The sequence below is a fragment of the Psychroserpens burtonensis DSM 12212 genome, assembly GCF_000425305.1.
GTDB lineage: Bacteria > Bacteroidota > Bacteroidia > Flavobacteriales > Flavobacteriaceae > Psychroserpens > Psychroserpens burtonensis.
Genome location: NZ_KE384346.1, coordinates 261,102 through 281,850, shown reverse-complemented (window position 1 = coordinate 281,850; position 20,749 = coordinate 261,102). Strand labels below are relative to the sequence as shown.

9 protein-coding genes and 2 tRNA genes are annotated in these 20,749 nt (G+C 35.2%); 5 read left to right on the top strand and 6 right to left on the bottom strand.

From position 1 onward, the window contains the following. The coding region (locus tag H593_RS0116625) for an IS30 family transposase (RefSeq protein WP_157588803.1) at window positions 1-341 on the top strand (341 nt) is incomplete at its 5' end. A gap of 370 nt (window positions 342-711) precedes the next feature. Here H593_RS0116625 and H593_RS0116620 read toward each other — a convergent pair. The 3 genes from H593_RS0116620 to H593_RS0116610 all read right to left on the bottom strand — a co-directional run bounded on the left by H593_RS0116620 (window position 712) and on the right by H593_RS0116610 (window position 3,052). Further along, window positions 712-786, bottom strand: a tRNA-Pro gene (locus tag H593_RS0116620). 34 nt (window positions 787-820) lie between these two features. Continuing rightward, a tRNA-Ser gene (locus tag H593_RS0116615) sits at window positions 821-909 on the bottom strand. 97 nt (window positions 910-1,006) lie between these two features. Then, a complete protein-coding gene (locus H593_RS0116610; protein WP_028873448.1) occupies window positions 1,007-3,052 on the bottom strand; it encodes an HD family phosphohydrolase in 2,046 nt (681 codons plus the stop codon). A 162-nt stretch (window positions 3,053-3,214) separates the two neighbouring features. Here H593_RS0116610 and H593_RS0116605 point away from each other — a divergent pair, with 162 nt between their 5' ends. Continuing rightward, on the top strand, window positions 3,215-4,393 hold the full coding sequence (locus tag H593_RS0116605) for an acetyl-CoA C-acyltransferase (RefSeq protein ID WP_028873447.1): 1,179 nt from the start codon (window positions 3,215-3,217) through the stop codon (window positions 4,391-4,393). Between the two features lie 9 nt (window positions 4,394-4,402). Next, on the top strand, window positions 4,403-5,152 hold the full coding sequence (locus H593_RS0116600) for a C40 family peptidase (RefSeq protein WP_028873446.1): 750 nt from the start codon (window positions 4,403-4,405) through the stop codon (window positions 5,150-5,152). A 53-nt stretch (window positions 5,153-5,205) separates the two neighbouring features. Here the strand turns inward: H593_RS0116600 and H593_RS0116595 are convergent, their stop codons facing one another. Continuing rightward, complete coding sequence (locus tag H593_RS0116595; protein WP_028873445.1) at window positions 5,206-6,480, bottom strand: tetratricopeptide repeat protein; 1,275 nt, start codon at window positions 6,478-6,480, stop codon at window positions 5,206-5,208. Between the two features lie 22 nt (window positions 6,481-6,502). After that, the gene (gene gyrA / locus H593_RS0116590; RefSeq protein ID WP_028873444.1) at window positions 6,503-9,064 is read right to left on the bottom strand and encodes a DNA gyrase subunit A; all 2,562 of its coding nucleotides are present in this window, start codon (window positions 9,062-9,064) and stop codon (window positions 6,503-6,505) included. 257 nt (window positions 9,065-9,321) lie between these two features. Here gyrA and H593_RS0116585 point away from each other — a divergent pair, with 257 nt between their 5' ends. Then, on the top strand, window positions 9,322-11,871 hold the full coding sequence (locus tag H593_RS0116585; RefSeq protein ID WP_028873443.1) for an ATP-dependent Clp protease ATP-binding subunit: 2,550 nt from the start codon (window positions 9,322-9,324) through the stop codon (window positions 11,869-11,871). An 85-nt stretch (window positions 11,872-11,956) separates the two neighbouring features. Further along, on the top strand, window positions 11,957-12,322 hold the full coding sequence (locus tag H593_RS0116580; RefSeq protein ID WP_028873442.1) for a hypothetical protein: 366 nt from the start codon (window positions 11,957-11,959) through the stop codon (window positions 12,320-12,322). A 639-nt stretch (window positions 12,323-12,961) separates the two neighbouring features. On the opposite strand, the gene H593_RS0116575 is transcribed toward H593_RS0116580, so the two are convergent. Further along, entirely contained in the window at window positions 12,962-20,728 is a 7,767-nt protein-coding gene (locus tag H593_RS0116575) for an HYR-like domain-containing protein (protein WP_169338382.1), read from the bottom strand. Window positions 20,729-20,749 lie beyond the last annotated feature (21 nt).

Here is a 20,749-nt window from a genome sequence, read left to right as displayed (position 1 = left end):
ATCAAAAAATGAATGAACGGCTTACAAATTTTGACTCATCTTGGATTAAGACAATAACATTTGACAATGGAAAGGAGTTTGCTCGGCATGGTGAAATAGCAAAAGACGTGAATGTCAAAGCATACTTCACAAGACCATATACCTCTCAAGATAAGGGAACTGTCGAAAACAGAATAGGTGTAATAAGAAGATTTTTTCCAAAGAAAACAGACCTTAGAGAAGTCTCAGCTAAGAGAATAAAAGAAGTAGAAAAATTACTAAATTACAGACCAATTAGAAAGTTTAATTATAATAACCCTATTGAAGTCCTAAATAATAAGTGTGTTGCACTTATGGGTTGAACTCAGCAAATCCTAAAACAGAAATTAAACAGATTACAATAAAAATGTCTTATCTCATAGCTTCAAAGTTACCGTAAGATATTTTTGGGGCACACCCTTTTAAAAATAAAAACGATTCGTAATTTACACCTTAAAAGTACTCTGAAGATATACTCTGGATAAAATGTACACATATAATAATGTTTTGCGAAGTAAATAAATGTATTGAGACTCATCACAATTCTTTGGTTATAAAAACTGTCGTTCAATTAAAACATAATGAGGTACTAGGAGATGGATTAGAAACGATGGAGATAGCAATAAAATTATATGAAGCACATTAAAAATAGATAACAAAAAAAAAGCCTAACTATAAAAGTTAGGCTAGAAGTCGGGGTGGCAGGATTCGAACCTGCGGCCTCCACGTCCCAAACGTGGCGCGATAACCGGGCTACGCTACACCCCGAATTGGTTATACTTTAAATTACTAATAACATTTGCGGAGAGACAGGGATTCGAACCCTGGGTACCTATTTCTAAGTACGACGATTTAGCAAACCGTTCCTTTCGGCCACTCAGGCACCTCTCCGTTAAATTTATGAACTTAGCATTCTATCTCAAATGCGGTTGCAAAGGTAACTTATCATTATAAAGAACACAACAATTTTTAATTTATTTTTTGAATATTATTCAGGATATTCAATTCTTAAATGAAATATGTTTGCCAACTTCGTTTTCAGTACTTTCTTGATAGATTGTATCTCCTTAAATGTGATATTAGCGTTTAAAAATTGACCGTCTTCCATTTGTTTATCTATAATAGTTTCTACGAACTTATCTATCTTAGTACTGGTAGGCTCTTTTAAACTTTTCGATGCTGCTTCTACGCTATCACACATCATTAATATAGCTGTTTCCTTACTATATGGTTGTGGTCCTGGATATCTAAAATCATCTTGATTGGTATCCTCAATTAAATCTTTTTCCTTTCTATAGAAATAATAAACTAAACTCGTTCCATGATGGGTTCTTATAAAATCAATTACGCGATCTGGTAAATTATTTTTTTTGGCGATCTCTATGCCATCTAAAACATGATCAATGATAATCTTCGCACTTTCGCGCGGTGATAATTCATCGTGAGGATTAATCCCTGTTGCTTGGTTCTCTGTGAAATAAGTTGGATTTTTCATTTTCCCCACATCATGATACAAAGCTCCTACTCTAATCAACATGGCGTTTGCTCCAACTTCATTTGCAGACGCTTCAGCTAAATTAGCAACATTTAATGAATGATGAAATGTGCCTGGCGCCTTATTAGAAAGTTCTTTTAAAAGCTTTGTATTCGTATCAGAAAGCTCTAATAGTGACACATCAGAGACTAGACCAAATACTTTCTCATAGATATATATTAATGGTTGCACAAACAAGGTAGCAAGTCCACATAAAACAAATAACCCAAAAGTAGATGGGTCTAAATTTGATATATCGCCTTCTTGTATCACGAAAAAAGCAAAATAGGCAATGATATAAATCAGAGTGATTTGACCTACAGAAATAAACAAATTTGCTCGTTTATATAATTCCGAAACCGTTAATATGGTCACAATACCTGCTATTATTTGGAGAAACATATATTCATAGCTATTAGGCACAATAAACCCTAATAAAAGCACTGTCAAAACATGAGCAAACAAACCTAAACGCGCATCAAAAAACGCTTTCAAAACTAATGGAAGAATACATAATGGCACTACATAAACATATATTGAATTATAATTGATGACCAATGTCGTCAACAAAATCATGAGTAGAATGTTGAAAAAGATAAAAGTAACTTTAGTATTATCAAGAAATACTTCCATTCTATATTTCCGAAGAAATAATAAAAGCATTAATAATGCTAAGGACACAAGCAATGAATAAGCAAATATGATAAGGTTATAGTTAGACTCATTCCAAACTTGTGATTCATATTCTGTTTCGAGTGATTTTAAAACATCGTACTTATTACCCTCAACAATTTCTCCTTTAGAGATAATGAGTGTTCCTTTTTCAATACTACCTCTAACACTTGATATACTTTCAAGTTTTTCATCTAAAGCATTTTGTGTTAGTGACAAATTGAGTTTTAAATTCGGTTTAATGATATCAAAGAAAACAGATACAAATGCAGCTTCAAATTTCGATAATCCATTAATATTCAACTCATTCTCAATGACAATTCTAAAGCCATCTAATTTAGTAAGATTAGAGAATTGTGTTTCTCCATACTGGGTTTGATCGTCTAATAAAATAATAGTCGTACTCGCAGAATAGTCATAATCTTCGTCTAAAACTCCAAATTCATAAATGGCATTGATGGCCGATTCTCCAGCATTAAATAAATTTATGTTGTTGGCAACAATGCTATCGGCAAATGAGGATTTAAATTTCTCAGAATACAAATCAATAACATTTGATTGGACCGATTTATCGATATCGAAATACACAGCACTACTCTCTGATACCTCGATTTGTTCTTGTTCAATTTCTTCTGAAGATTTTTTTATCGCAAAATCAAAAGGTGCAAGGAGACTTTCAGATTGCCACGGCTTGCCCTTATCAAAATCATATCTAAATTTTCCGCTCTTCGGAAATAAATAAACAATCAAAAACGTCGTACTAAAGAACAAAAGCACTTTATACAAAAGTGCGTGATTACGATACCATTTATTAATTAAATCATTCATTTTAAAAAAATTTAAGCATTCGAAGTAAACAAAATGCTTTCAAGTAGAGAGCTTCCGATTTCAAAAGTAAGAAAATATAATAGAACTGATGTTATTGGTTCTAAGCTACTCATTAATTAAAAAATGTTTAATTTTACGACTTGAAATTAAACAAGATTTAAAATGAGTAGAGAGGTCGTTATCGTATCAACTGCAAGAACTCCAATTGGAAGTTTTTTAGGGTCATTATCAACAATTCCTGCACCAAGACTTGGTGCTATAGCTATTAAAGGTGCTTTAGATAAAATAAATCTAAATCCAGACTTAGTTGAAGAGGTATTAATGGGCAATGTCGTACAAGCTGGAACTGGTCAAGCTCCTGCTCGACAAGCAGCAATTTATGCTGGTATACCTAATACTGTACCTTGTACAACAATTAATAAAGTTTGTGCTTCTGGTATGAAAGCGGTTATGCAAGCTGCACAATCTATTGCCCTAGGTGATACTGATATTGTTGTCGCTGGAGGGATGGAAAATATGAGTTTGATTCCTCACTATTTACATGCAAGATCTGCTACCAAATTTGGACCAGCAACTTTAATTGACGGGATGCAAAAAGACGGATTAGTAGATGCCTACGATCAAAATGCAATGGGTGTTTGCGCAGACGCTTGTGCTACAGAATATAAATTCTCGAGAGAAGATCAAGATAATTTTGCTATTCAATCTTATAAACGTTCTGCGGCCGCTTGGGAAGCTGGAAAATATGACGATGAAGTTGTCCCTGTAGAAGTACCACAACGTCGCGGTGAACCAGTTTTTGTAACTAAAGATGAAGAATACAGCAATGTAAAATTAGATAAGATTCCAGGACTAAGGCCTGCTTTCTCAAAAGACGGTACAGTTACAGCTGCTAATGCATCTACAATAAATGATGGTGCTGGAGCGATGGTTTTAATGAGTAGAGAAAAGGCAGAAGCCTTAGGCTTAACTCCTCTAGCAACAATAAAAGGTTTCGCAGATGCTGCTCATGATCCAAAATGGTTCACAACAGCACCAGCAAAGGCATTACCTAAAGCTCTAAAAAAAGCAGGAGTATCTTTAAGTGATGTAGACTATTTTGAATTTAATGAAGCATTCTCAATAGTTGGTTTAGCTAATATGAAAATTCTTGGATTAAATGATAGCAATGTTAATGTTAATGGTGGCGCAGTTTCTTTAGGTCATCCACTAGGATGCTCTGGCGTTAGAATCATTATTACCTTGTTAAGCGTTCTTCAACAAAATAATGCAAAAATTGGAGCCGCTGCTATTTGCAATGGTGGTGGTGGAGCTTCTGCAGTTATAATTGAACGTAATTAACATAATGTAATGCTATACGGAATTTGTAATCTGAGCATTGTACCTCTTAGAATTGAACCCAGTGATTCAACAGAGCTTGTGTCACAAGTGCTTTATGGTGAAATTTTCAAAGTTTTAGAGCACCGTAAATCTTGGAGCAAAATTCGATTAGCTTATGATAAATATGAAGGCTGGATAGATAACAAACAGTTTTTAGATATTAATGAAAACGACTACAAGACTATTAAATGTCAAGATCATAAATTGTCTTTAGATTTAATTGAATTCATTCAGGATACTGACGATAAATTATATACAATTCCTATAGGTTCTTCCTTAAATGGACTTGAACTATTACAGCATACTTTTGACGGTAGCTCGATACGTTCAAAACAAAAGAAATCAAATCTTATAACTACAGCATTTACGTATTTAAATGCACCCTATCTTTGGGGAGGAAAAACGCCTTTTGGTATAGATTGTTCTGGTTTTACACAAATGGTCTATAAATTAAATGGCTACTCCATTTTAAGAGATGCCTCTCAGCAAGCTACCCAAGGCCAAGCATTAAGTTTTATTGAAGAAAGTGAGCCTGGAGATTTAGCTTTTTTTGATAACGCAGAAGGAAACATCATTCATGTTGGTATCATTATGGAAGATAATTATATCATTCATGCACATGGAAAAGTTAGGATTGACAGGTTAGATCACTCCGGGATTTATAATGCAGATAGAAAAATTCACACTCATAAATTAAGAGTGATTAAAAAAATCATATAAAAAAAAGCGATTAGAATTTCTAATCGCTTTTTTAATAAAGTTACTATTTTTAGTTAATTCCCAGCTTGTAGAGTTTCCAATTTAGCCTTCATTTCCTTGTACTTATCCGTTTGCCCACTACCTCTATAAATATTCATTAAGGTTTGAACTGCCTGAACATCATTTGGCTTCAACTTTAGAGTCGTCTCAAGATAAGGAATTGCAGACTCAAGTATCTCAGTTCTTTTCACTCTTAACTCATCATAACGCTTATTATCTTTACTTGAATTACCAAGAGAATTCATTTCTTCAACGATTGAACCTTCTTCAGATAAAATTAAAACAGCGATATTATTATAGGCATCTGTATATGATGGATCTAATGCAATTGCTTTTTCATAATAGGTCATCGCATCCTCTTTCTGTCCAGCTTCTGCAGCAATAACTCCTAAGTTATATCGTAACTCAGCATTTTCAGGATCTTTTAAAGTAGCCTCTTCCATAAGCTCCTTAAAACGATCTTTATTTCCCATTTTTAATTGGACATTCGCTTCAGAAATCAACAACCCCAAATCATCAGGATTTTGGGCTCTAGCCAACTTCATTGCTTCTATAGCTTTTTCATCATTACCCTGGCTTATATGAATTAATGCTATGTTTTTTACAATTTCAGCAGATTTAGATTCTGTTTCCTTATCCTTAGCTGTAATATGCGTTCCCGCTCTTACAGATAAGTCTCTTAACGAACCATTATCAAAAGTTTCAACGACTCCAGTCTCCTTATTAACAGCTGTAAACTCCATAACGACACCTTTATACTTTAAGTCTCTAAGCTCTTCATAGAATTTTAAAGATGCTGTATAATCTTGTCCTGTAACTGCAGTAGATGCTGCATAATACAAGTAAGTTGTATCAATAGGTGACATGCGGTAAGCTTTATCAAAACCTGCAGATGAAGACGCATAATCTTTACTTTGCAAAGCTGCATTAGCTTTCGTTAAAAAGTTATTGAGCATTTGATCTTTTAAGTCTTCAATAGTTGAACCATATTTCCCTTTGGAAGATCCTTCAACTTTTTGAACCATATTGAAACTCTCAATTGCCTGATCCATATCTGTATCAGAACCTGCACCATTAGCATATAATGCCTGGCCTTTTAAAAAATAAAATTTAGCTTTTAATTTGTCATCTGCATTAGCTATTAAAGATTCAGCAGATTGAATTGCAGATTTAGCATCTGCAAAATTACCTGATTTAATCGCTTTTCCTGCTGTTTTAAGTTCACTCTTTTGTGCAAAAGAAAGTGTACTTACCAACAGTGCAAGTGCAACTATAAATTGTTTTTTCATTATTAGTTATTTTAGGGTTTATTTATTCTTCTTCGTTAGAATCAAGAGTTGTGCCATTTTCATTCTCATCTTGAATGTCCATGTTTTCATCCTCTGTTTCTTCATCAGTTTCTTCAACCTCATCTTCCTTCATCACTTTAGCTACTGCTGCGATTGAATCATTTCCTTTTAAGTTAATGAGTTTTACGCCTTGTGTCGCTCTACCCATAACACGTAAATCTGCAACTGCCATTCTAATAGCTATTCCTGATCTATTTATAATCATTAAATCATCCTCATCGGTTACAGATTTAATAGCTACTAAATGACCCGTTTTTTCAGTCACAGAAATTGTTTTAACACCTTTACCTCCGCGATTAGTAATTCTATAGATCGCTTCTCCATCTTCTGGATCATCGATATAGCTTCGTTTTCCGTAGCCTTTTTCAGAAACAACTAAGACAGATTCTTCTTGAGGGTTTTCAATAGCAATCATACCAATAACTTCATCAGTATCACTAGCTAATCTAATCCCTCTAACACCAGAAGCATTTCGCCCCATTGGTCTTGTTTTCTGTTCTTCAAAACGAATAGCTTTACCAGATTTTAAAGCGAGCATCACCTGACTATTTCCTGTAGTTAACTTTGCTTCTAGTAACTCATCTCCTGCTTTAATGGTAATAGCGTTAATACCATTAGCACGAGGTCTAGAATACTGCTCTAACGATGTTTTCTTTACTTGTCCTTTTTTAGTCGCCATAATAACATAGTGACTATTGATATACGCTTCATCTTTTAAATCTTGAGTGCAGATAAAAGCCATTACTTTATCGTCTTGTTCAATATTGATTAAATTTTGAATTGCTCTACCTTTTGAAGTCTTGCTTCCTTCTGGAATTTCATAAACACGCATCCAGAAACATTTCCCTTTTTGAGTGAAAAACAACATGTATTGGTGATTCGTACCCACAAATAAATGTTCTAAGAAATCTTCATTACGAGTGGTTGATGCCTTTTGACCAACGCCTCCTCTATGTTGTGTTTTGTATTCTGTAAGTGAGGTTCTTTTAATATAACCAGCATGAGAAATCGTAATGACGACTTGCTCATCAGGAATCATATCTTCAATACTTAAATCACCACCAGCATATTCAATGACCGAACGACGTTCATCACCATATTTTTCTTTAATGAGATGCAGTTCTTCTTTGATGATTTCATAACGACGCTCTTTTTTATCAAGAATATCTTTTAAATCCTCAATGGTTTGCATCAACTCGTTATACTCATTACGTAATTTGTCTTGTTCTAGACCTGTAAGCTGACGTAGTCGCATTTCTACGATGGCTTTAGCTTGTATTTCTGACAATTCAAAACGCTCAATTAATTTAGCTTTTGCTTCATCGGCATTTGATGATGCTCGAATGAGCGCAATCACTTCATCAATATTATCTGAAGCTATAATTAAACCTTCTAAGATATGTGCTCTTTCTTCTGCTTTACGCAATTCGTATTTGGTTCGTCTAACAACAACTTCATGTCTATGCTCAACGAAATAATGAATCATTTCTTTTAGATTCAATAGCTGCGGGCGACCCTTAACTAATGCAATATTATTAACACTAAATGACGACTGTAATGCTGTAAATTTATACAACATGTTCAGCACTATATTTGGAATTGAGTCACGTTTTAAAACGTAAACAATACGCATACCATTTCTATCAGATTCATCTCTAATAAGAGTGATCCCTTCAATTTTTTTATCATTAACTAAGTCGGCCGTTTTTTTAATCATGTCTGCCTTATTGACTTGATAAGGAATTTCGGTCACAATAATACTTTCTTTTCCGTGTACTTCTTCTATTCTTGCTTTACCACGAATGACAATACGCCCACGTCCTGTCTTAAAAGCTTCACGAACACCATCATATCCATAGATAGTTCCACCTGTTGGAAAATCTGGCGCTTTAATATGTGTTATTAATTCATCTATCTCTATATCATTGTTCTCAATATATGCGATCGTACCATCTATAACTTCAGACAAATTATGTGGAGGCATATTTGTTGCCATACCTACTGCAATACCAGAAGCACCATTGATAAGAAGTCCAGGAACTCTTGTAGGAAGCACTGTTGGCTCTTGAAGCGTATCATCAAAATTTAATTTATGATCAACCGTCTCTTTATCAATATCTGCCAACATTTCTTCAGATATCTTCTTCATTCTAGCCTCTGTATAACGCATTGCTGCTGGACTGTCACCATCTATAGAACCAAAGTTTCCTTGCCCATCTACAAGCATGTATCGCAAACTCCATTCTTGAGCCATACGAACCATAGCGTCATAAACAGATGTATCACCATGTGGATGGTACTTACCTAAGACTTCACCGACAATTCTTGCTGATTTTTTATGAGCAGTATTTGACCTAACACCAAGTTCATGCATTCCATAAAGTACACGTCTGTGAACTGGTTTTAAACCATCTCTCACATCTGGTAATGCACGTGACACAATGACCGACATTGAATAATCAATGTACGCAGATTTCATTTCATCCTCAATGTTGATAGGGATCAATTTCTCTCCTTCTTCCATATATAATTTAAATTAGATTTTTGTAGGTTTTCAAATCAGGCTAAGATAACAATTCCCACAGTGTTTATGCGACTTATTTGATTGAAATTTAGAACTATTTATTAACAAAATTTTATATAATTTTTAATAAGTCTTTTGTTAAAAACTTTGAATTTTTAAAGATTTTTCACTCTATTAGTAGCAACGCTATATTTAAGGTATAATTTTTGCCCATTTGTATATAGATTTTATTATTTTTAAAGCAGAAAGAGATTACTATGGATGATAATTTTTCCCCAAGAGTTAAAGATGTAATTGCGTATAGCAAAGAAGAAGCATTACGATTAGGTCACGATTTTATAGGTACAGAGCATTTAATGTTAGGCCTGCTTCGTGATGGTAATGGCAAAGCTATAGATATATTAAATGCGCTGGACGCAGACCTAAATCACTTACGACGAAAGGTTGAAATTTTAAGTCCGGCAAATCCTAATATTACAGTATCTTCAAATGAAAAGAAGAACCTACATCTTACAAGACAAGCAGAGCGTGCTTTAAAAACCACGTTCTTAGAAGCGAAGTTATTTCAAAGTACGTCTATAAATACCGCACACTTGTTATTGTGTATTTTGAGAAATGAAAATGACCCAACTACTAAACTTTTAAATAAGTTAAAAATAGATTACGATAATGTAAAAGAACAATTCAAATTTATGATTACTAACGATGATGATTATTTAGAACTTCCTAAGGCTGAGTCATTCTCAGATGATGAACCTAATCAGGAAGATGACTCCAAAGAAAATCCTTTTGGACAGCCCACTGGTAAATCAGCAAAAAAATCTAAGACACCTGTTTTAGATAACTTTGGTAGAGATCTTACCGTAATGGCCGAAGAAGGAAAACTCGACCCTGTTGTTGGACGAGAAAAAGAAATACAACGTGTCTCACAAATTTTGAGTCGACGTAAAAAGAATAACCCTTTATTAATTGGAGAACCAGGTGTTGGTAAATCTGCAATTGCCGAAGGTTTAGCACTTAGAATTATAAAAAGAAAAGTATCTAGGACACTCTTTAATAAACGAGTAGTGACTTTAGATTTAGCCAGTTTAGTTGCCGGCACAAAATACAGAGGTCAATTTGAAGAGCGTATGAAAGCCGTCATGAATGAATTAGAGAAGAATGATGACATCATTCTCTTTATTGATGAAATCCATACGATCGTTGGTGCTGGTGGTGCTACTGGTAGCTTAGATGCCTCAAACATGTTTAAACCTGCACTTGCCAGAGGAGAAATACAATGTATTGGAGCGACTACTCTAGATGAATACAGACAATACATAGAAAAAGATGGCGCCTTAGAAAGACGTTTTCAAAAAGTCATTGTAGAACCAACAACTGTTGAAGAAACTATAGAGATCTTAAATAATATTAAAGGTAAATATGAAGAGCATCACAATGTTGATTATACAGATGAAGCTATTGAAGCTTGTGTAAAACTCACCAATAGATACATGACAGAGCGTTTTTTACCAGACAAAGCCATTGATGCTTTAGATGAAGCTGGCTCTCGCGTTCATATTACTAACATTGAGGTTCCTAAACAAATACTTGATCTAGAAAATAAACTAGAAGAAGTAAAGGAAACAAAAAACACAGTTGTCAAAAAACAAAAATACGAAGAAGCAGCAAAATTAAGAGATGATGAAAAACGCCTCGAAAAAGAATTGGCGATAGCTCAAGAAAAGTGGGAAGAAGATACTAAACAACATAGAGAAATTGTATCTGAAGACAATGTCGCAGACGTTGTGTCTATGATGACTGGTATTCCTGTAAATAGAATTGCGCAAACCGAAAGCAACAAACTCGTTCAATTGCCAGAACTCATTAAGGGAAAAGTTATAGGACAAGACGCGGCTGTTTCAAAGGTTGTTAAGGCCATTCAACGTAATCGTGCAGGGCTTAAAGATCCAAATAAGCCAATTGGTTCATTTATATTTTTAGGACAAACAGGCGTTGGTAAAACGCAATTAGCAAAAGTATTAGCCCGTGAGCTTTTTGATAGTGAAGACGCATTGATTAGAATCGACATGAGTGAATACATGGAGAAATTTGCTATTTCTAGATTAGTTGGTGCACCTCCAGGATATGTAGGTTATGAAGAAGGTGGTCAGTTAACAGAGAAAGTACGTCGTAAGCCTTATGCTGTAATTCTTTTAGATGAAATTGAAAAAGCCCATCCAGATGTCTTTAATATGTTATTGCAAGTTTTAGATGATGGCTATTTAACCGATAGTCTTGGTCGTAAAATTGATTTTAGAAATACAATCATTATCATGACCTCTAATATTGGAGCCAGAAAACTTAAAGACTTTGGTCAAGGCGTTGGTTTTGGTACGTCTGCAAAAACTGCTCAAGCCAGTGATAATTCAAAAAGCATTATTGAAAATGCACTTAAAAAAGCATTCGCTCCTGAGTTTTTAAACAGGATTGATGACGTCATGGTTTTTAATGCTTTAGAAAGAAAAGATATCAATAAAATTATTGATATTGAATTGGCAATTCTTATTAAGAGAATTAGAGATTTAGGCTATGAACTTAACCTTAGTGATAAGGCTAAAGATTATATCGCAGATAAGGGGTTTGACAAAGAGTACGGTGCTAGACCTTTAAAAAGAGCGATTCAAAAGTATATTGAAGATGCCCTTGCTGAAGAGATCATTAACTCGCAATTACAAGAAGGAGATACCATTCATATGGATTTAGATGCTAAAGCTGATGAATTGACTATCAAAATAGTAAAGTCTGCCAAAGAGACTAAATCTTAAAATAGTAGTCTTAGAACACAAGAGCCTCTTTAAATAAAGAGGCTCTTTTATTGTTTCATACTTTTTGAATGCTTAAATTGAGACTATGACAGAGCGCTTACGATTAGATTTTTGTGAAGTACATATTTTTGATAACTACATGATTGTTGTCATGGATGCAGGGGTTCATATAACCTTAAAAGAGAATTTAATATTAACCAACACTGCCTTTACTTATTTTAAGAATAAACCCTTTGTTTATATCACGCATAGAATTAACTCTTACTCTGTAGATCCAGCAATCTATAAAGAAACCTCTAAAATTAAAAATCTCCTTGGGTTTTGTGTCGTCTCTCAAAATTTCATGGCCAAAAGCACTGCACAAATTGAGAAATTGTTCTTAGATAAACCCTTTGAGATTTTTGACACACTTCCAGAAGCAATTGCTTGGACTAAAGAACTCCTTAAGTAAATTTTATTTTCTTCGGAAATCCAAACACTAAACAAAATTCACCTTTATTTTAAATGTCTTACTTATCTATTTTATAGATCATATGGATATGCAGAAAGCGTACTTCTTATTAAGTAAGTAAATTAATTATTGCGTTAGGCCCATTTCAGTATAAAAAATAGAAACAAGAAAAAAAAGGAAGTTCTATATGTGCGCTTTGCTATATAACCCTTGAGAAGGTCTCTAATTATTTTTATACCTACTACTATTGACCAGCATCAAAAGTCATTCGAGGAATAAGCACCTGGACTAGAAGTTCACTTTATAAAGAATATGTGATTTGAGTAATTAGATAAACTCTCCATGACTTTTAATATATAATTAGTAGTCATTACTCGTGCTCAAAAACCCTGAAACAAATTTTATGTACTTCGGAAATTTTACAACTCACCCACATTTTGTATTTGATTCATTTCTATAGCTTATTCATTTCTATGTTTTATGAGGAACTGTTAAACCTACAACACTCATCCATCTCTAGGATTAATTTGTAATACAAGGCACATTTCAGACAAAAAAAAGGGCACAAAAAAAAGGCAGCTATAACTAGCTGCCTTTAATATATACCCTTAGGGACTATCCCTAATTATTATGTATCAATTACTTTTTACCAGAAGATACAATCTTCTTAGTAACCGTACCTTGACTCGTCGTTAACTTCACATAGAACATTTGGCTTGAGTATCTAGATAAATCAAATGTTGATGAACCGTTAGATCCTGTAACATAATTCTTGTTAGTGTCACTGAAGACTTGTAAGCCTTTAGTATCAAATAACTCGATAGTTACATTAGTTTCAAATTCAAATGAGTAAGCAATGTTTACAACATTATCAAATGGTACTGGATACGCAGTAAAGTCGATTTTAACATCTTCTTCAACTACTTGAGCTTGTCTCCACGATGCAAAACCACAGTTTACATTTACATTAAATGAAAATCCTGAAACAGAATTATCACTATCGAATACAACATGTACTGATGCTCCTTGAGTCGTAACAAATGATTGAGATAAATCTCCACTTAATTCAGCAATTAGTGGTGCACTGTCATCAAGACCGTCATAAACATAGATAAAATCATAGTCATCTTCAGTTTCTCCACTAAAATCAAGAAGTAATGGATCTCCTGTACTAGACGTATAAGTCCATGTTAAAAATTCATAGTTAGAATACTCAACTACTTCTACAGTTTCACCTGGTCCATCACAATCAACTATTACAACACCATTACCACATTCTACATTCACATTAAACGAGAACCCAGAAACAACATTATCACTATCGAATACTATGAATAATGAGTCGCCAGTTGAAGTTACCATTGTTTCTGATAAGCTTCCACTAAACACACCTAATAAAGGTGCCGCATCATCAAGACCATCATAAACATAGATAAAATCATAGCCAGCTTCAGTGTCTCCACTAAAATCAAGAGCTAATGGATCTCCTGTACTAGACGTATAAGTCCATGTTAACAATTCATTGTTAGAATACTGAACTACTTCTACAGTTTCACCTGGTCCTTCACAATCAACTATTACAACACCATTACCACATTCTACATTCACATTAAACGAGAACCCAGAAACAACATTATCACTATCGAATACTATGAATAATGAGTCGCCAGTTGAAGTTACCATTGTTTCTGATAAGCTTCCACTAAACACACCTAATAAAGGTGCCGCATCGTCAAGACCATCATAAACATAGATAAAATCATAGCCAGCTTCAGTGTCTCCACTAAAATCAAGAGCTAATGGATCTCCTGTACTAGACGTATAAGTCCATGTTAACAATTCATTGTTAGAATACTGAACTACTTCTACAGTTTCACCTGGTCCTTCACAATCCACGATTGTAGCAGGCTCAACAACTTCACAAGATACACTTAACATGTACTCACCAGATGATGGTGATCCTCCAAAGAATGTATATCCTGTAACGTAAAGGTAGTAATCTACACCTACCTCAGATTGGAAAAACACTTCTGATTGTGTATTCACAAATGATGCGTCATCGTTTCCAGTAATACATCCTAGATCATTACAGACTCCTGAAAACACAGCTAATTTAGTGTCAAAATCTGATCCAAAAGTATCAGCAACAACATTAAGGATGTCACCTGTACCTTCCAATACATACCATACTCCTGGTGAACCAGAAAAATTAGATTCTGCACAATTAAATGAGCCTTCATTACTTGCATACTCAGTTGATCCCATAATAGAATCACCACATGCAATTGGTGTTGCATCAACACAATCATCATTTTCTGGAGTAAGAACTACAGTCCAATTGTACACAACATCACAAGTCGAAGTATTATCACAACCATCACTAGCTGTGAATGTGCGCACTAATGTGAAGTCTTCAGTAGTAAGAGTATCTTCATTAATCACAGAAGTTAAAACATCTGTATAATCTTGAGTTTCACCATCAGCCTGACAGTTATCAGTGTAAGTTGCCTTATCAGCAAATGCTATTGGAGCTTCAGCTACAAGACCAAAGTCTTGCCCTTCTGGACACGCAACTACTGGTGCTGTATCGTCAATGATGATAAATGTACATAAGAAAGGTTCAGATACGTTTTCACAGTTGTCTTCAACCTCAAATGTTACTGTCAATGTTGTAGAACAGTCACCTGCATCTACACCTTTATCAATAACTCTAAATGTTAATTCATCAATTCCTGCGCAGTTATCATAAAAACATGGTACTAAAGAACCGTTCATTTGTGCAACAGAAATTCCTGCTACAGTCCAAGAGTTGTCTCCAGCTGATATTTCATCTCCAATGTTTAATGATATTGAAGCCTCTTGTGGGCAAACTGCACCATCTTCAGTGCTAATTGTCATTGTCTCATTATCACACTCACCCGTTGGTACAGGAGCAGAAGTGTCACCACCCATGTAGTTCACTTTTATGATGTCTGATTTGTTTCCACAAGCATCTTCAGCGATATATTCAAATACTCTAATCCACTCACAGTCTGTACCGTAAACTTTCTCGATCTTAGTAACAGTTACATCACTACAGTTATCATAGTAAAGTAAAGCGATATCTTCTTCAGAAGGCTCTTCTAAATCAGAATCAATACATAAGTTCAATGAATTTGCATCCATTGGTATTTCACCTTCTAATACTGGAGCCATGTTATCAGCACCACTATTTACGATTACTATATTAGCTGCATAGTTTTCACAAGCATCTACTACAGTATATTCATAAGTTGCAGTCCAACTACAATCATCACCAGTAATTACTGGCTCTAAAGGAGTTATTATTACAGTCCCACAGTTATCTGTATAAGCTTCTTGAATAGCATCTAGTGACGGTGCACCAGGATTTTCACTTAAACACTGTAAACCTGTACTACCTTCTGGCAATGTTCCTGTTAATAAAGGTGCAGATTGATCTCCACCGTTGTAGAATACTTTTACTGGATTAGCAAAGTTTCCACAATCATCTTGGATTTCATATCTGTACATTACTGCCCAGCTACAATCATCTTCCTGAGGAGCAGATTGTGTTTTAGTAACATTTACGTTACCACAGTTGTCTGTAAATAAAGCAGCTATTTCAGCTTCAGTTGGTCCTTCTGGACGTGTATCAAAACACAAGTCTAAATTAGACGCTCCTTGAGGTAACTCTCCAGTTAATACTGGTGCAGTTTCATCAATAACAGTAATTGTTTGTTTAGCTGTAATTGTTCTTCCACAATCATCTGTAAACGTAAAGTCTACTTCAAAAGTTCCACAGCTTCCTTCGAAAGCTTGAGCTTCACCTTGAACAGATCCAGAAATTTCACAAGCTTCAGTTCCACCATTAGTATATGATAAGAATTCTGGCTCATAAGTTGCTAAATCCTCACATGGTATAGACGCATTCATAATATGACTAAATGTAGCCATTGGTGCTGGTAATACTGTAATCGTTTGACTAGCATTACTTGTTCTACCACAATCATCTGTATACGTCCAATTTACCGTAATTGATCCACCACACTCTGTATAATTTGGTGTAGCTTCTCCTTCAACAATACCTGCTATTAAACATGCTTCAGTTGAAGCTCCGTTTGTATAACTTAAAGCATCTGCTTCAAATGAATTTGCGTCTTCACATGAAATTGTCATGTCTTCTACCTCATCAAACTCAGCCATTGGTGCTGGTTCAACGGTAATCGTTTTCTTAGCTGTAATTGTTCTATCACAAGCATCAGTATACGTCCAGTCTACGAAAAGTGTTCCTCCACATTCTGTGTAATCTCCACTTAATTGACCTAGTACTGATCCTTCTATTAAACATACCTCATTTGAACCTCCATTCGAATCACCAAAAGGGTTTGATGTATATGCATTTGTATAATATAAATAGCCTGCTTCAAATGATCCTGCTTCGTCACATGATATTGTCATGTCCATTACGCCATTAAATACTGCAGCTGGTGCTGGATTAACTGTAACAGTCTTACGAGCTGTGATTGTTCTTTCACAAGCATCAGTAAACGTATAATCGACATAAAGTGTTCCTCCACATTCTGTGTAATCTCCACTTAATTGACCTAGTACTGATCCTGAAATTTCACATACCTCATTTGAAGCTTCGTTTGTATACCCTAATGAATCTGCTGTAAAGAATCCAGCTACGTCACATGATATTGTCATGTCGTCTACCTCATCAAATACTGCAACTGGTGCTGCTAAAACGGTAATCGTTTTCTTAGCTGTAATTGTTCTTTCACAAGCATCAGTGTATGTCCAATCTATATAAAGTGTTCCTCCACATTCTGAGTATTCTCCACTTAACTCTCCTAAAACAGTACCTTCAATTATACATGCTTCGTTTGAAGCTCCATTTGTATAATCTAATGAACCTGCTTCAAATGATCCTGCTTCGTCACATGAAATTGTCATGTCATCTACATCGTCAAATGTTGCAGCTGGTGCTGGTTCAACGGTAATCGTTTGACTAGCATTGATTGGTCTACCACACTCATCTGTATAGGTCCAATCTACGAAAAGTGTTCCTCCACATTCTGTGTAATCTCCACTTAATTCTCCTTCAACAGTACCTGCAATTAAACATAATTCATTTGAAGCTCCATTTGAATAACTCAAAGGGCTTGCTGTAAATGATCCTGCTTCTTCACATGAAATTGTCATGTCTTGTACTTCATCAAAAGATGCAACTAATGCTGGTTCAACGGTAATTGTTTTCTTAGCTGTAATTGTTCTATCACAATCATCAGTATAGGTCCAATCTACGAAAAGTGTTCCTCCACATTCTGTGTAATCTCCACTTAATTGACCTGGTACTGATCCTGAAATTTCACATGCTCCGTTTGAAGCTCCGTTTGTATAACCTAAAGAAGTTACTATATATTGATTAGCTAAGTCACAAGTTATTGAAATATCTTCAACATCATTAAAGACAGCAACTGTTGCTGGCTCTACTGTAATCGTTTGGCTAGCTTCAATTGTTCTTTCACAATCATCAGTATACGTATAGTTCACTGTAAGAGTTCCTCCACATTCTGTGTAAGATCCACTTAAGTCTCCTTCAACTTCTCCTTCAATTAAACATGCTCCATTTAAAGCTCCGTTTGTATAACCTAAAACACCTGCTTCAAATGTTCCCGCTTCTTCACATGAAATTGTCATGCCTTCTACATCGTAAAATGTTGCTACTGGTGCTGGGTTAACTTTAATTTGTTGTTTAGCTGTAATTGTTCTACCACAATCATCAGTATACGTCCAGTCTATAAATAGTAATCCTCCACACTCTGAGTATTCACCACTTAATACTCCTTCAACAGTACCTGATATTAAACATGCCTCATTTAAAGCTCCGTTTGTAAAACTTAATGAACCTGCTTCAATTAATCCTGCTTCTTCACATGAAACTGTCATGTGTTCTACATCGTTAAATGCTGCTACTGGTGCTGGCAATACTGTAATTGTTTTCTTAGCTGTAATTGTTCTTTCACAATTATCAGTGTATGTCCAGTCTACGAAAAGTGTTCCTCCACATTCTGTGTAAGTTCCACTTAATTCTCCTTCAACTGTACCTGTAATTACACAAGCTTCATTTGAAGCTCCGTTTGTATACCCTAATAAACCTGCTTCAAATGATCCCGCTTCGTCACATGAGATTGTCATGTCTTCTACGTCGTCAAATGCTGCAGCTGGTGCTGGCAATACTGTAATTGCTTTCTTAGCTGTAATTGTTCTTTCACAATTATCAGTATATGTCCAGTCTACGAAAAGTGTTCCTCCACATTCTGTATAAGTTCCACTTAATTCTCCTTCAACTGTACCTGCAATTAAACAAGCTTCATTTGAAGCTCCGTTTGTATAACTTAATGAACCTGCTGTAAATGATCCTGCTTCTTCACATGAGATTGTCATGTCTTCTACGTCGTCAAAAGATGCAGCTGGTGCTGACTCAACAGTAATAGTTTGTGTAGTCTCTATTGTTCTACCACAATCATCACTGTACGTCCAATTTACGAAAAGTGTTCCTCCACATTCTGTGTAAGTTCCACTTAATTCTCCATCAACTGTACCTGCAATTAAACATAATTCATTTGAAGCTCCGTTTGTATAACTTAATGAACCTGCTTCAAATGATCCTGCTTCTTCACATGAAATTGTCATGTCTTCTACATCGTCAAATTGTGCTGCTGGTGCTGGTAAAACTGTGATTGTTTTCTTAGCTGTAATTGTTCTTTCACAATTATCAGTGTATGTCCAGTCTACGAAAAGTGTTCCTCCACATTCTGTATAAGATCCACTTAATTCTCCTGCAACTTCTCCTTCAATTAAACATGCTTCATTTGAAGCTCCGTTTTGATAACTTAATGAATCAGCTGTATATTGATTTGCTAAGTCACAAGTAATTGTGATATCTTCTATTGGATCAAATGCTGCCATTGGTGCTGGATCAACTATAATAGTAAATGGTCCTGCACTTAATGGACGATCACAAGAATCAACACCATCATAAGACACAGTTATTGTACCACCACATTCGGTATAGTCGATGTTTACATCTGCTTCAATAGAACCAGAAACTGCACATGCTCCTTGAGCAACTCCATTACTATATGTCGCGTCAGGTGCAGAAAAACCTGCAACATCCTCACATGATATATTAGTTGGGAATACTCCTGTCGTTAAAGTAGACTCTGGAGTAGGCAGTACTGTTATAGTTTGAATTTCAGAAACTGATCTACCACAATCATCTGTAGCCGTATAAGTTCTAACAACTACACCACCTAAACATGACCCATTTAAACCACTTGTATCATCAGTAGCAAGAGGAATAACGTTCGAAGAACAATTATCTGTAGCAAAAACTTCACCTTTAGCTGGTAAAGGAATTTCATCAATACAATTAACTGTAATATCTTCAGGAACTCCTGTAATTACAGGTGCATCCATATCTCCTCCAATGTATGTTATAACAATTGACTCAGCAAAATTTAAGCAATCATCTTGAATAGTATAAGTATATGTTGCTAACCATTTACAATCAGTTCCTTTAGATTGTTCGTCTTTAGTAACATTTACAGTTCCGCAGTTATCAAAAAATAATGCAGCAATATCTTCTACTGTTGGTCCTTGAGCTTTTTCAGAAAAACATAAATTTAAACCTGTCTCTCCTGTTGGAATACTTGCTCCTTTATTAAGTTGAGGCGCTTCAGTATCTCCACCACTATAAGAAATATCTAAATCAGCTAACATGTTTCCACATGTATCTGCTATCGTATACTTATATAGCACAGACCACTCACAGTCACTACCAGATGGCGTACCAGATTTATTAACAACAACATCGCCGCAGTTATCTGAATACAAAGCTGCAATACTTGCTGCTGAAGGCCCCATTGGAATGTTATCAAAACACACATTCAGGTTTTGTGCTCCCGCAGGAACAACTGCACCTTCATTTAGCACTGGTGTAGAAATATCACCACCATTATAGCTAATTTTGATTTGCTCTTCGAATTCTCCACACTTAATATCATAAGTGTACTCAACATTCCAAGCGCAGTCATTTCCATCCATAAAAGTAGACTTAACTACTTCTGCTGGAATGTCTCCACATTGATTAAGGTAAAGATTTGCAACATCTGCCTCGGAAGGTCCAGGAGGTGCATCATTTAAACATCGGTTAAAGAAAGTACTTCTTTCCGATTCTTGGGCGAACATCGAATTTACATTAAACGCGAAAAGCATGAAAAAGGCAAGAGCCTTCATGCTTGTACTTCGTTTAGTCATAAAATCAATGCTACAACACGATAAATTCGTGATAGATTGCCAAATTTTGGCGCGTCCACCACTTTGGGTAAAATTGCTCATAAACATAACATTTGGTTTTAA